The sequence below is a fragment of the Streptomyces sp. IBSBF 3136 genome (assembly GCF_036815105.1).
Taxonomy (GTDB): domain Bacteria; phylum Actinomycetota; class Actinomycetes; order Streptomycetales; family Streptomycetaceae; genus Streptomyces.
In genome coordinates this window covers 18,960-31,782 of record NZ_JAJSZC010000017.1, presented here as the reverse complement: position 1 = coordinate 31,782, position 12,823 = coordinate 18,960, and the positions used below count along the sequence as shown (strand labels likewise).

Genomic DNA, 12,823 nt, shown 5'->3' with positions numbered 1-12,823 from the left:
AGGGCTACTCGGCCGCCGGCAGGGCCGCGCGCGGCCGCTGCCAGCCCCGGGAGCCGCGGGCGCGCAGCCATGCGGTCGTCTCGTCCGGCGGCATCGCGGCGGCGACCAGCCAGCCCTGCACCGCGTCGCAGCCCAGGTCGCGCAGCCGCTCCCAGGTCTCGTCGTCCTCGACCCCTTCGGCGACGACCAGCAGGCCCAGCGAGTGCGCCAGGTCGACCGTGCAGCGCACGATCTCCGCGTCCTCGTTGTCCACCGCCAGCCGGGCGACGAAGGACCGGTCGATCTTCAGCTCGCTGACCGGCAGCCGGCGCAGGTGCACCAGCGAGGAGTAGCCCGTGCCGAAGTCGTCCAGCGACATCTTCACCCCGTGCCCGGTGAGCCCGGCGAGGGTGTCGGCGGCCCGCTGCGGGTCCTCCAGGAGGACGTGCTCGGTGATCTCCAGCTGGAGCGCTCCCGCCGGCACACCGTGCCGGGCCAGGCGGGCCGCGACCGAGCCCGCGAAGCCGGGCGTGTGGACGTCGCGCGGGGAGACGTTCACGGCGACCGGGACCCTGAGCCCCTGCGCCCGCCACCGGGCGACCTGCCCGAGGGCGGTCTCCAGCACGTACTCCGTCAGATGGGGCATCAGCCCCGAGGACTCGGCGATGGCGATGAACTCGTCCGGCGGAACCTTCCCGCGCTCCGGGTGCACCCAGCGCACCAGCGCCTCGAGACCCACGACCTGCCCGTCGAAGCGGACCTTGGGCTGGTAGTGCACCTGCACCTCGTGCGCGTCCAGCGCCCGGCGCAGGTCACCCAGCAGGCCGAGGCGGTCCGGGGTGTTGGAGTCCCGCTTGGACTCGTAGACCTCGACGCCCGTGCGGTCGCGCTTCGCCTGGTACATCGCCACGTCGGCCCGCCGCAGCAACCCCTCCGCGTCCAGCGCGTGGTCCGGGAAGACGGCGACGCCCGCGCTGGCCTCCAGGACGAGGGTGAGGCCGTCCAGGTCGAGCGGGGAGCTGAGGGCCGCGACGAGGCCGCGGGCGACCCGCGTGGCCGACGTGGTGGAGTCGGCGACGGGCAGTAAGACGGCGAACTCGTCACCGCCGAGCCGGGCCGCCTCCGCGCCGCGCGGCAGGGCGATCCGCAGCCGGTCGGCGATCTGGAGCAGCAGCCGGTCACCGGCGAGATGACCGAGGGTGTCGTTCACCGACCGGAAACGGTCGAGGTCGATCAACATGAGGGCGGCGCGCGCGCCGATCCGTTCGGCGTCGTCCAGCGCGGTCCAGATCCGCTCCAGCAGCCACTGCCGGTTGGGCAATCCGGTCAGCGGGTCGCGCAACTGTTCCTCGGCGCGGGCCCGGGCCATCCACAGCGTGGAGTCGAGGGCGATGAGCGGGATGGCGAACAGCGGGAGCAGGATCGGCTGGGCGTCGGCCACCACGCACACCAGGGGCGCGATGCCGAGCAGCGCGATGGCGACCAGGCCCTGTCTGACCAGGGCGGTGCGGGCGACGGTGGGCAGTCCGCCACCGCGCGGGGCGTGCAGGTACCAGAGCAGGCCGCGGCTGACCGCGAGGTAGGCGGCCGCGACGAGCACCACCTCGGGCACGGTGGTGATGCCCCAGCTCTCGGGCCGCCAGGGCTCCTCGACACTGGGCACCCGCCCGAAGGAGCCGAGCACCAGGGCGCCGGCGCCGATCCCGACGATGTCCACGGCCCCGTGCAGCACGCCCTGCCGCCAGCGGTGCCGCCTGGCTATGCCGACCAGGACGACGACGGTCAGGCTGACCATCCCGGCGGGCACCCAGCCGTACAGCAGCAGGACGGCGAGGGTCAGGGCGGCGCCGGAGCCGGTGCCGCCCCACCAGCGGGCGCGGCCGAGCATCACGAGGTGGCCGACGATGATGCCGGTGAGCACGGCCAGCGACCAGCCGAGCGTGTCGCACGGGAAGAGGGCGTGGTGGTGGGTGAACGCGCTGAGGAAGCCGGCGCCCAGGACGCATCCGGCGACGGCCACGACGGCGGTGGGCAGCGGCGGCCGGGGCAGGTGCCGTTCGGCGGCGCCGCCGGGCAGCGCCGGGACGGGTTCGACGGCCAGGGGGATCGGTGTGTGCGTCTCGGCGGAGGCACCGGGTCCGGCCGGGCGCGGCCGGACGCCCGTGCGCTCGGAGCCCCGCCCGGTCCACCGGCTCTCCCGCCACGCGACCGCACGGCGGCGCAGGCGCAGCCATGAGTCCGGAGCGGCGCTCTCGGTCGGTTCCATTCCCGTCCCTCTCACAGCCGGCGGTGCCCACGCCACGCGGCCCGATGCCCGACAACCATCAGCGGCTCCGCGTTGAAGAAACCTTCCCCGTGCCCTTCGCGGGCAGGGAGATGCCCCAGCCGCAGCTGGGCACGGCAGGCGCACACCTCAACAGTAGGACGCTGAAGGCTTCCTCGGGCAGCGGTCGTCGACGGTTGCCCGAATGCGCCCGGGCCACCCGTATGCAACTGATATGCACCGAACGGGTGGCCTTCAACCGCTACTCCGGGGAGGGAAGCGCGACTTCGGCCGCCGCCTCGGGTCCCTGCTCCAACAGGACGGCGAAACCGTCCTCGTTCAGGACGGGGACCTTGAGTTGCATCGCCTTGTCGTACTTCGATCCCGGGTTGTCGCCGACCACCACGAACGAGGTCTTCTTGGACACCGACCCGGTCACCTTGGCGCCGCGGCTCTGCAGCGCGTCCTTGGCGCCGTCCCGGGTGAAGTTCTCCAGGGTGCCGGTGACGACGACGGTGAGCCCTTCCAGCGGGCGCGGTCCCTCGTCCTCGCCCGACGCCTGGTCCTCCAGCGGGACTCCGGCGGCCTTCCACTTGCGGACGATCTCGCGGTGCCACTCCTCGGCGAACCACTCCTTGAGGGCGGCGGCGATGATGGGGCCGACGCCGTCCGTGCCGGCCAGCTCCTTCTCGGTGGCCTGTTCGATGCGGTCGAGGGAGCGGAACTCGCGGGCGAGGGCCTGCGCCGCGACCGGGCCGACGTGCCGGATGGAGAGCCCGTTCAGGAAGCGGGCGAGCGGCCGGGACTTCGCCGCCTCGATGTTCTCCAGGAGGGCGAGGGTGTTCTTCTTGGGCTCGCCCTGCTGGTTGGCGAAGACCGTGACGACCTTCTCCTCGCCCGTCCTGGGGTCGTGCTTGGGCAGCCCGCTGTCCGGGTCGAGGACGTAGGCCTTGATGGGCAGCAGCTTCTCCACCGTCAGGTCGAACAGGTCGCCCTCGTCGACCAGCGGCGGGGCGGCCGGCTCCAGCGGGCGGGTGAGCGCGGCGGCGGCCACCGCGCCGAAGTGCTCGATGTCCAGGCAGTCGCGGCCCGCGAGGTAGGAGACCCGCTCGCGCAACTGGGCGGGGCAGCCACGGGCGTTGGGGCAGCGGAGGTCGATGTCGCCCTCCTTCATGGGCCGCAGCGCCGTCCCGCACTCGGGGCACTCGCCCGGCATCACGAACTCCCGCTCGTCGCCGTCCCGCAGATCGACCACCGGGCCGAGGATCTCCGGGATGACGTCACCGGCCTTGCGGATGACGACGGTGTCGCCGATGAGCACGCCCTTGGCCTTGACGACCTCCTGGTTGTGCAGGGTGGCGAACTCGACCTCGCTGCCCGCCACGGTGACCGGCTCGACCTGGGCGTACGGCGTGACCCGGCCGGTGCGCCCCACCCCCACCTTGATGTCGATGAGCTTGGTGTTGACCTCCTCCGGCGCGTACTTGTAGGCGATCGCCCAGCGCGGGGCGCGCGCGGTGGAGCCGAGGCGGCCCTGGAGGCGGATCTCGTCGAGCTTGATGACGGCGCCGTCGATCTCGTGCGCCACGGAGTGGCGGTTCTCGCCGTAATGAGCGATGAACGCGCGGACGCCGTCGAGGTCGTCGACCACGCGGTTGTGCGGGGAGGTCGGCAGGCCCCAGGTCTTCAGCAGGTCGTAGGCCTGGGAGAGGCGGGTCATCCCCGAGAAGCCCTCCAGGGCGCCGATGCCGTGGACCACCATGTGCAGCGGGCGGGTGGCGGTGACCCGCGGGTCCTTCTGCCGCAGTGAACCGGCCGCCGCGTTGCGGGGGTTGGCGAAGGGCTTGTCGCCTGCGGCGACCAGGCGTTCGTTCAGCTCGAGGAACTTCTCCATCGGGAAGTAGACCTCGCCGCGGATCTCCACCAGGTCCGGCACGTCGTCGCCGTCGAGGCGGTCCGGGATCTCCGTGATCGTACGGACGTTCGGCGTGATGTCCTCGCCGGTGCGGCCGTCGCCGCGGGTGGCCGCGCGGGTGAGGCGGCCGTGCTCGTAGGTCAGGTTGACCGCGAGGCCGTCGACCTTCAGCTCGCACAGGAAGTGGTACTCCTGCTCGCCCAGTTCCCGGGCGATGCGGTCGGCCCAGGCGGCCAGGTCGTCGTCGTTGAAGGTGTTGTCCAGCGAGAGCATCCGCCGGCGGTGCTCGACGGCGGTGAACTCCGTCGCGTACGACCCGGCGACCTTCTGGGTGGGCGAGTCCGGGGTGCGCAGCTCGGGGTACTCCGCCTCCAGCGCCTCCAGCGTCTTCAGGAGCTTGTCGAACGCCGCGTCGCTGACGACGGGAGCGTCCTTCACGTAGTACCGGAAGCGGTGCTCCTCGACCTGCTCCGCGAGCTGCATGTGCTTCTCGCGGGCCTCGGCGGGCACCGCCGTCACCCGGGCTTGCTTGTCGCCGGCCACCGTGTTGTCCTCCCGTTACTCTGGGTTGTCCGCGAGGGATCTCGCCGCCCGGACGCAGTGGGCGAGCGCCTGGCGCGCGTAGGCGGGGGAAGCGCCCGCGAGCCCGCACGCCGGGGTCACCGTGACCGCCTCCGCGAGCAGCCCCGGACGCAGCCCCAGCCTGCGCCACAGCGTCCTGACACCCATGACGCTACCGGCAGGGTCCGACAATGGGCCGTCCGTGCCCGGCACGACACCGGCGAACAGCCGGGTGCCGCCCTCCACCGCCTCACCGATGGCGTCGTCGTCACGTTCGGTGAGGAGCGAGAAGTCGAAGGAGACGGCGGCGGCGCCCGCCCGGCGCAGCAGGGCGAACGGCACGCCGGGCGCGCAGGAGTGGACCACGACGGGCCCGCCGGCGTGCGCACCGACGACCTCCCGCAGGGTGGCCTCGACCACCTGCCGGTCCACGGCCCGGTGGGTGCGGTAGCCGCTGGCGGTCCGCACCTGTCCGAGCAGCACGGCGGTGAGCGAGGGCTCGTCGAGCTGGAGCACCACCCGGGCGCCCGGCACCCGGCGCCGCACCTCGTCGAGGTGCACCCGCAGGCCCTCGCCGAGCGAGGCGGCGAGGTCGCGGCAGGCGCCGGGGTCCGACAGGGCGGCCTCCCCGTTGCGCAGCTCCAGGGCGGCGGCCAGCGTCCACGGCCCGACCGCCTGCACCTTGAGGTCGCCCTCGTACCCCTGGGTGAACTCCTCCAGGGCGTCGAGGTCCTCCCCCAGCCAGGACCGGGCCCGCTTGGTGTCCCGGCCCGGCCGGTCGCCGAGCCGCCAGCCGCTGGGCTCCACGCGCGCGTACAGCTCGACCAGCAGCCCGGCGGTCCGGCCGATCATGTCGGCGCCGGGTCCCCGGGCGGGCAGCTCGGCCAGGAAGGGGAAGTCCTCGACGCTGCCGGTGACGGTCTTGGCGGCTTCCCGGGCGTCCCCGCCGGGCAGGGACCCGATGCCGGTCGCGGGGCCGAAGCGAATGTTCTCGTCCACGGGGTGAAGCCTACGTAGGCTTCGGGCCCCGGGTGCGCCGCGGTCAGCGGCCGGGACGCACCGTCAGGTCGTTGACCTCGGCGTCCGCGGGCAGGTCCAGGGCCATCAGGACGGTCGTCGCCACCGACTCGGGGTCGATCCAGCGGCCCGGGTCGTACTCCTTGCCCTCCTGCTGGTGCACCTTGGCCTGCATGGGGCTGGCCGTGCGGCCGGGGTAGACGGAGGTGACGCGGACGCCGTTGCCGTGCTCCTCCTCGCGCAGGGAGTCGGCCAGTGCCTTCAGGCCGTGCTTGGAGGCGGCGTAGGCGGACCAGCCGGCGTGGGCGTTCAGCCCGGAGCCGGAATTGACGAAGATCACATGGCCGCGCGCGCTGCGCAGCTGGGGCAGGAAGTGCCGGGTCAGCTCGGCGGGCGCGACCAGGTTGACGTTGAGCTGGTGGCGCCAGGCCTTCGGGGTCAGCTCGCCGACCTCACCGAGGTCCACGACACCGGCGATGTGCAGGAGCGAGTCCACCCGGTCCGGCAGTGTCTGGTGCGAGAAGGCCCAGGACAGCTTGTCGGGGTCGGCGAGGTCGCCGACCAGGGTGCGCGCGCCGGGGAACTCGGCGGCCAGCTCCTTCGCCCGTCCCGCGTCGCGCGCGTGCAGGACGAGTTCGTCCCCGCGCGCGTGCAGCCGGCGGGCGACGGCCGCGCCGATGCCGGAACCGGCCCCGGTGATCACATGAGTAGCCATGCCCGCCATGCTCGCATCAGTGGCCCGCGAGCCGCTCCTCCAGGTGGGCCAGCGCGGCGGCCGGCTCCTCGGCGACGTGGATCAGCTCCACCAGCGGCCGGGGCAGGAAGCCCTCCTCCTCCATGCGCCGGAACTGTTCGGCGAGGCCGTCGTAGAAGCCGGCCGTGTTCAGCAGCACCACCGGCTTCTCGGTCCGGCCGTGCTTCTTCAGCTCCAGGATCTCGGTGGCCTCGTCGAGCGTCCCGGTGCCGCCCACCATGATCACCACGGCGTCGGCCTTCTCCAGCAGCAGCTTCTTCCGTTCGGCGAGGTCGGCGGCGACGATCATCTCGTCCGCGCCGGGCCGCGCCTTGTTCGCCAGGAACTCCACGGAGACGCCCACCAGCCTGCCGCCCGCCTCGTGCACACCGTCGGCGACGACCTTCATCAGACCGGTGTCGGAGCCGCCCCAGACAAGGGTGTGACCGGCCTTGCCGATCAGTTCCCCGAACTCGCGCGCGGGTCGCGTGTAGCGGTCGTCGAGGTCGGCGGCGGACAGGAAGACGCAGATGTTCATGTCCTTCACCGTACGTGGGAAGAAGTACGGGCCCGCGCGCGCTGCCCCTGTATGACCCGAGGACACACGATCACCATCGAGAAGAGCGAGCGGCACGTGCGCGTGGTGCACGGCGGCCAGGTGCTCGCGGAGACCGACCGCCCGCTCGTGCTGCGCGAGACAGGCTGTCCGGAGCGGTACTACCTCCCCGCCGAGGACGTCCGCCTGGAACTGCTCACCCCTTCGGACACGCACACCGTCTGCCCCTTCAAGGGCACCGCCTCCTACTGGTCGCTGCCCGGCGCCCCCGACCTCGCGTGGGCCTATCCGGATCCGAAGCCGGAGGTGGCGGAGATCAAGGACCACCTCTGCTTCTACGAGGCCGACGTGTCGTGACCGCTGAATTCGGCGGCGTACGGCAGTCTGCTAGGGCATGGACAAGAAGACGACTTCCCGAGACGGCACCTCCCTCGCGTACCGGGTGACCGGCCAGGGGCCGACGGTGATCCTGGCCAGCGGCGCGATGTCCACCGGCGGCACCCTGGCGCCCCTCGCGCTCCGGCTCGCCGACCGGTGCACGGCCGTCGTCTACGACCGCCGCGGCCGCGGCGAGAGCGGGGACACGGCGCCGTACGCGGTGGAGCGCGAGGTGGAGGACCTGGCGGCACTGGTCGAGGCGGTGGGCGGCGAGGCGGCGCTGTTCGGTGTCTCCTCGGGTGGCGCGCTGGTGCTGGAGGCGGCGGCGAGCGGGCTGCCGGTCCGTCAGGTGGCCGTGTACGAGGCGCCGTTCGCCGACCACATGGAGGGCGGCGCGGAGCGTGAGGCCGTGTACAAGGAGAGCCTGGGCAAGGCGCTCGCGGAGGGCCGGCGCGGGGACGCCGTCGAGCTGTTCCTGCGGCTGACGGGCCTCGGCGAGGAGATGATCCGGGGTGCCCGCCAGTCGCCGATGTGGTCCGGCATGGAGGCCGTGGCGGCGAGCCTGGCGTACGACGACGCGGTGATGGGCGACGGGCTGCTGCCCCGGGAGCGGCTCGCGGCCGTCTCCGTGCCCGTCCTGTCCGTGGTGGGCGGGGCGAGCCCGGAGTGGATGCGCGCCGCGGGCCGGGCGGTCGCCGAGGCGGTGCCCGAAGGCGCGTACCGCGTCCTGGACGGGCAGACCCACATGGTGGAACCGGAGGTGCTGGGGCCCGTGCTGGCGGAGTTCTTCGCGGGCTGAGTGCCCGGGCCCGTCGCCCGGCGTACGACGTCAGACGGCCGCCGCGGCCGCCCGGGTCGTGGAGGCGATCGTCGCCGAGCCGACCACGCGCGTGCCGTCGTAGAGCACGATCGCCTGGCCCGGGGCGACGCCGCGGACCGGCTCGGTGAAGGTCACGCGCAGTTCGCCGTCGACCGGTGCCGCGGTGACCTCGGTCTCGCCGCCGTGCGCGCGGAGCTGGGCGGTGTAGGTGGCGGGGGCGGTCGGCGCGGTGCCGCACCAGCGGGGCTTGACCGCGGTCAGCGCGGTGACGTCCAGGGCGGCGGCGGGGCCGACGGTCACGGTGTTGTCCACCGGGGAGATGTCGAGGACGTAGCGGGGCTTGCCGTCGGCGGCCGGGGTGCCGATCCGCAGGCCCTTGCGCTGGCCGATGGTGAAGCCGTAGGCGCCCTCGTGCGTGCCCAGCTTGGCGCCGGACTCGTCGACGATGTCGCCCTCCGCCTTGCCGAGCCGCTGGGCGAGGAAGCCCTGGGTGTCGCCGTCGGCGATGAAGCAGATGTCGTGCGAGTCGGGCTTCCTCGCCACGGCGAGGCCCCTGCGCTCGGCCTCGGCGCGGATCTCGTCCTTGGTGGTGACCGTGTCGCCGAGCGGGAACATCGCGTGGGCGAGCTGCCGCTCGTCCAGCACGCCGAGCACGTACGACTGGTCCTTGGCCATGTCGGAGGCGCGGTGCAGCTCGCGGGAGCCGTCCTCCTTGAGGATCACCTGGGCGTAGTGACCGGTGCAGACGGCGTCGAAGCCGAGGGCCAGCGCCTTGTCGAGGAGCGCCGCGAACTTGATCTTCTCGTTGCAGCGCAGGCACGGGTTGGGGGTGCGGCCGGCCTCGTACTCGGCGACGAAGTCCTCGACGACGTCCTCGCGGAAGCGGTCGGCGAGGTCCCAGACGTAGAACGGGATGCCGATGACGTCGGCGGCGCGGCGGGCGTCCCGCGAGTCCTCGATGGTGCAGCAGCCGCGCGCGCCGGTGCGGAAGGACTGGGGGTTCGCGGAGAGCGCGAGGTGGACGCCGGTGACGTCGTGACCGGCTTCCGCGGCGCGCGCGGCGGCGACGGCGGAGTCGACGCCGCCGGACATGGCGGCGAGGACACGGAGGGGACGGGTGCGCTGCGGGGTGTCAGTCATAGCCCTTCCAGGGTACGGGGGCGTGGGAACCGGGTCGGCCGGATATCCGTTGACGATCACATGGGGGCGACGAAGGGCGTGGCTGCGCAGGACGGGGACCGCCGGATCGGGCGGCGGGCCCTGCTGGTCGGCGGGGCGGCGGCCGCCGTGGGCAGTGCCGTGCTGGCCCGCGACGAGCTGTCCCGGCTGTGGTGGCGGCTGCCCGGCGTGGAGAAGCCGCGGGTGGCGGGCGCCGTCGACTTCCGGGGCGCGCGCTGGGTGCCGGCCTCGGCGGCGAACTACCGGCGGGCGGACCGGCCGGACGACTACCGGGTCGACCGGGTGGTCGTCCATGTCACGCAGGGCGGTTACGCGTCGGCGGTGAAGGTGTTCCAGGACCCGGCGCACCGCGCGGCGGCGCACTACATCGTGCGCCGGGACGGGCGGATCACCCAGCTGGTCCGTGAGCTGGACGTGGCGTTCCACGCGGGCGACCGGGCGTACAACGAGCGCAGTGTCGGCATCGAGCACGAGGGCTTCGTGGCGGACGCCTCCTCCTTCACGGACGCGCTGTACGCGTCCTCGGCGCGGCTGACGGCGGCGGTGTGCGGGCGCTACGGCATACCGGTCGACCGGGAGCACATCGTCGGGCACGTGGAGGTGCCGGGGACGGACCACACGGACCCGGGGCGGTTCTGGGACTGGGACCGGTACCTGCGGCTGGTCCGCGCCGCGCGTGAGCCCTCGGCGGCCTGAGCGACCCGGACGACGGAAGCGGCCGGGCGACCGGGCGCCCCGTCAGGTCAGGCCGGCGGCGCGGGCCCGCTCGACGGCCGGTCCGATGGCCTTGGCGACGGCCTCGACGTCGGCCTCCGTGGAGGTGTGGCCGAGGGAGAAGCGCAGGGTGCCGCGGGCCAGGTCCGGATCGGTGCCGGTGGCGAGCAGGACGTGGCTGGGCTGGGCGACGCCCGCGGTGCAGGCCGAACCGGTGGAGCACTCGATGCCCTGGGCGTCCAGCAGGAGCAGCAGGGAGTCGCCCTCGCAGCCGGGGAAGGTGAAGTGCGCGTTGGCGGGCAGGCGCCCCCCGGGGGCGGGGTCGCCGCCGAGGATGGCGTCCGGGACGGCCTCGCGCACGGCGTCGACCAGCCGGTCCCGCAGGGCGCCGATCTCGCGGTCGAACCACCCCCGCTGCTCGGCGGCGAGCCGGGCGGCCACGGCGAAGGAGGCGACGGCGGGGACGTCGAGGGTGCCGGAGCGGACGTGGCGTTCCTGGCCGCCGCCGTGCAGCACGGGCACGGGGGTGTACTCGCGGCCGAGGATCAGCGCGCCGATGCCGTAGGGGCCGCCGATCTTGTGCCCCGAGACGGTCATCGCGGCGAGGCCGGAGGCGCCGAAGTCGACGGGGACCTGACCGAAGGCCTGCACCGCGTCGGCATGCAGCGGGATGCCGAACTCCGCGGCGACGGCGGCCAGTTCCCGGACCGGCAGGATCGTGCCGATCTCGTTGTTGGCCCACATCACGGTGGCCAGGGCGACGTCGTCGGGGTCGCGGGCGATGGCCTCGCGCAGCGCCTCGGGGTGGACGCGGCCGTAGGAGTCGACCGGGAGGTACTCGACGGTGGCGCCCTCCTGCTCGCCGAGCCAGTGCACGGCGTCGAGCACGGCGTGGTGCTCGACGGGGCTGGCCAGGACCCGGGTGCGGGCCGGGTCGGCGCCGCGGCGGGACCAGTACAGGCCCTTCACCGCGAGGTTGTCGGCCTCGGTGCCGCCCGAGGTGAGCACGACCTCGCTGGGGCGGGCGCCCAGCGCCTCGGCCAGGGTTTCGCGGGCCTCCTCGACCGTGCGGCGGGCCCGGCGGCCGGAGGCGTGCAGGGAGGACGCGTTGCCGGTGATGCTCAGCTGGGCGGTCAGCGCCTCCGCCGCCTCCGGGAGCATCGGGGTCGTCGCGGCGTGGTCGAGGTAAGCCATGGTGTGGCCGATTCTACGGGCCTGTCCACGGCGTCAGCGGTGCCGGGCGGCTCCGCCCCGTCGTCCTCGGGGCGCCGGCCGGGCGTCACAGGCTCCAGGAGACCGTGTGGGAGAGGTCCATGGAGACCAGCAGGACGACCAGGTCGGCCACGCCCAGGGTCAGGCCGAGGTAGGCACGGCCGCGCCGGGAGGTCCCGCGCCAGAGGGCGACGGCGGCCAGGGCGATGGCGATCGGGCCGAGGAAGAGGTTGAGGACGAGCAGGCCGAGAAGGCCCAGGATGAACGACGCGACGGCCATGCCGTCGGGGTCGCGCGGGCGGCTTTCGGCGCTGCGGCCCGCGGCCGGTGCGGTGAGTTGCATGGTGCTCAGCTCCTGGAAGTCGTGGCGGACGGTCAGTTGGCCGACGGGTGCCGACGGCGGCCGTGACGCTCGCGGATCGCGAAGATGCCGAGCCAGGCGGCGATGACGGCGGCCGCGACGGCGGTGAAGGTCAGGGGTGCGTGGGCGACGGTGCCCAGCACCACACCGAGCAGCATGAGTGCGGCGACGAGGAACAGCATGGGATGAGATCCCCCCTCAGAGATGCCTCGTGTATGGCCTGCGTGAAGCTTGGGTGAACAGTTGTAGTAACAGTTGTTCACTGACTTCGAGTCTACCCTGTCGTTCGGCTTTCCCTTTTCGGAGAACAGTTGTTAACTGGAGACATGAGTCACACCCTCGGCATCCGGCAGGCCCAGAAGCAGAAGACCCGGCAGGCGTTCCTGGACGCGGCGCTCGTGCTGCTGGAGGAGCAGAGCCTGAGCAGCCTCGGTCTGCGCGAGGTCACCCGTGCCGTGGGCGTCGCCCCGACAGCCTTCTACCGGCACTTCCGCTCCACCGCCGACCTCGGTGTGGCCCTGGTCGACGAGGCGCTGGGCAGCCTTCACCCGATGGTGCGGACGACGGTGTCCACCGCGGGCGACAGCGAGGAGCGCATCACGCGCGCCGTGGAACTGATCGCCCGTCACGTGGACGGGTACCCCGCACACGTCCGTTTCATCGCCCGTGAGCGGCATGGCGGAGTCCAGCCGGTCCGTGAGGCCATTCGCGCCCAACTGGCGCGCTTCGCCGAAGAGGTGAAGACGGAGCTGGCCAAGGACCCGCAGGCGGAGGGGTGGAACGACGACGACCTGCTGATGCTCGCGCACCTCTACGTCGACCAGATGCTCATCACCGCCTCGCTCTTCCTGGAGACGCTGGACTCGCCCGAGGACGAGCGCGAGCGCGTCGCCCAGCTCGCCACGCGGCAGTTGCGGCTCATCACCATCGGCCGCCGGCACTGGCGGGACTGACCCCCTCGGGGCGCGCTTTCGCGCCACTTCCGCCGTCGCGGTCGGCCCTGCCGGTCCTCCCGGTCCGCCCTGCGGGCGTCGGGAGCCGCCGGGCGGCCGTCGGGCGGCCCAACGGGCCGGCCGTCGGGGGCGTCCTGAGACGGGCACGGAACCAGCGGCGCTCGGGGCTTTCCTGCGGGTGG

13 protein-coding genes are annotated in these 12,823 nt (G+C 73.3%); 4 read left to right on the top strand and 9 right to left on the bottom strand.

The window, feature by feature from the left end; all coding sequences use genetic code 11:
• Positions 1-4: 4 nt before the first annotated feature.
• From V7E45_RS06080 to V7E45_RS06060, 5 genes are all read right to left on the bottom strand, one after another.
• Positions 5-2,245: a putative bifunctional diguanylate cyclase/phosphodiesterase gene (locus tag V7E45_RS06080; RefSeq protein ID WP_333773034.1), complete on the bottom strand. Its 2,241-nt coding sequence runs from the start codon at positions 2,243-2,245 to the stop codon at positions 5-7.
• A gap of 259 nt (positions 2,246-2,504) precedes the next feature.
• The gene (ligA, locus tag V7E45_RS06075; protein WP_443055952.1) at positions 2,505-4,640 is read right to left on the bottom strand and encodes an NAD-dependent DNA ligase LigA; all 2,136 of its coding nucleotides are present in this window, start codon (positions 4,638-4,640) and stop codon (positions 2,505-2,507) included.
• A gap of 75 nt (positions 4,641-4,715) precedes the next feature.
• On the bottom strand, positions 4,716-5,717 hold the full coding sequence (locus V7E45_RS06070) for a methionine synthase (RefSeq protein WP_333773032.1): 1,002 nt from the start codon (positions 5,715-5,717) through the stop codon (positions 4,716-4,718).
• Positions 5,718-5,760: 43 nt separating this feature from the next.
• Positions 5,761-6,459, bottom strand: a complete 699-nt coding sequence (locus V7E45_RS06065) for an SDR family oxidoreductase (RefSeq protein WP_333773031.1) — start codon at positions 6,457-6,459, stop codon at positions 5,761-5,763.
• A 7-nt stretch (positions 6,460-6,466) separates the two neighbouring features.
• A complete protein-coding gene (locus V7E45_RS06060; RefSeq protein ID WP_333773030.1) occupies positions 6,467-7,006 on the bottom strand; it encodes a TIGR00730 family Rossman fold protein in 540 nt (179 codons plus the stop codon).
• A gap of 51 nt (positions 7,007-7,057) precedes the next feature.
• Here V7E45_RS06060 and V7E45_RS06055 point away from each other — a divergent pair, with 51 nt between their 5' ends.
• Both V7E45_RS06055 and V7E45_RS06050 read left to right on the top strand, forming a co-directional pair.
• Positions 7,058-7,381 (top strand): DUF427 domain-containing protein, encoded by a 324-nt coding sequence (locus V7E45_RS06055; RefSeq protein WP_333773029.1) that lies wholly within the window; start codon positions 7,058-7,060, stop codon positions 7,379-7,381.
• Positions 7,382-7,418: 37 nt separating this feature from the next.
• Positions 7,419-8,201, top strand: coding sequence for an alpha/beta fold hydrolase (locus tag V7E45_RS06050; RefSeq protein ID WP_333773028.1), 783 nt, complete (start codon positions 7,419-7,421; stop codon positions 8,199-8,201).
• 30 nt (positions 8,202-8,231) lie between these two features.
• On the opposite strand, the gene mnmA is transcribed toward V7E45_RS06050, so the two are convergent.
• Entirely contained in the window at positions 8,232-9,362 is a 1,131-nt protein-coding gene (gene mnmA, locus V7E45_RS06045; protein WP_333773027.1) for a tRNA 2-thiouridine(34) synthase MnmA, read from the bottom strand.
• A 60-nt stretch (positions 9,363-9,422) separates the two neighbouring features.
• Between mnmA and V7E45_RS06040 the strand changes: the two genes are divergently transcribed.
• On the top strand, positions 9,423-10,097 hold the full coding sequence (locus V7E45_RS06040) for an N-acetylmuramoyl-L-alanine amidase (RefSeq protein WP_333773026.1): 675 nt from the start codon (positions 9,423-9,425) through the stop codon (positions 10,095-10,097).
• Between the two features lie 42 nt (positions 10,098-10,139).
• On the opposite strand, the gene V7E45_RS06035 is transcribed toward V7E45_RS06040, so the two are convergent.
• The 3 genes from V7E45_RS06035 to V7E45_RS06025 form a co-directional block, all read right to left on the bottom strand.
• Entirely contained in the window at positions 10,140-11,309 is a 1,170-nt protein-coding gene (locus tag V7E45_RS06035; RefSeq protein WP_333773025.1) for a cysteine desulfurase family protein, read from the bottom strand.
• Between the two features lie 85 nt (positions 11,310-11,394).
• Positions 11,395-11,670: a DUF4190 domain-containing protein gene (locus V7E45_RS06030; RefSeq protein WP_333773024.1), complete on the bottom strand. Its 276-nt coding sequence runs from the start codon at positions 11,668-11,670 to the stop codon at positions 11,395-11,397.
• A 32-nt stretch (positions 11,671-11,702) separates the two neighbouring features.
• Positions 11,703-11,870 carry a hypothetical protein gene (locus tag V7E45_RS06025; RefSeq protein ID WP_333773023.1) on the bottom strand — a complete coding sequence of 56 codons (168 nt, stop codon included), beginning with the start codon at positions 11,868-11,870 and terminating at the stop codon, positions 11,703-11,705.
• Positions 11,871-12,014: 144 nt separating this feature from the next.
• On the opposite strand from V7E45_RS06025, the gene V7E45_RS06020 reads away from it, so the two are divergent.
• Positions 12,015-12,641, top strand: coding sequence for a TetR family transcriptional regulator (locus tag V7E45_RS06020; protein WP_333773022.1), 627 nt, complete (start codon positions 12,015-12,017; stop codon positions 12,639-12,641).
• Positions 12,642-12,823: the final 182 nt, after the last annotated feature.